The 433-nt window shown below is 42.5% G+C and carries 1 protein-coding gene; it reads left to right on the top strand.

Going from position 1 to position 433, the window contains the following annotated elements; all coding sequences use genetic code 11:
* A partial coding sequence (locus MU407_RS14180) for a VaFE repeat-containing surface-anchored protein (protein ID WP_246958447.1) occupies positions 1–433 on the top strand: 433 nt, incomplete at both ends.

Genomic DNA, 433 nt, shown 5'->3' with positions numbered 1-433 from the left:
GATTTAGGGACTTTGACTGATGAATACGAAAAGGAAATCACTATCCATACCACAGCAACCAGTAAAGACGGCGAAAAGACAATCCTTGCAGGAAAAGAGGTAACAATCGTTGATACTGTCAAATTAGACGGACTTACAAAAGGCACTAAGTATCAGTTAAAAGGCTGGCAGATGTTAAAGGAAGAAAACGCCGAGATTATCATTGACGGGAAACGTGTAGGAAGCGATTATACCTTTGTTGCTGATGATGAAGAAGTGAAAGTGGAAGTTTCTTATACATTCAATGCGTCCGAGCTTGGCGGTAAAAATCTGGTAACATTCGAGGAATTATACGACTTAAGCAATCCAGACGAACCCATGAAAGTTGCGGAGCATAAAGATATTGAGGACGCCGGGCAGCCGGTACGGAGTACAGAACGTGTCAGCAAAAGAC

The sequence above is a fragment of the Brachybacterium sp. Marseille-Q7125 genome (genome assembly GCF_023062615.1).
In the GTDB taxonomy this organism is placed as follows: Bacteria; Actinomycetota; Actinomycetes; order Actinomycetales; family Dermabacteraceae; genus Brachybacterium.
The sequence above is the reverse complement of the archived record's forward strand: the minus strand, read 5'-3'. Positions and strand labels throughout refer to the sequence as shown.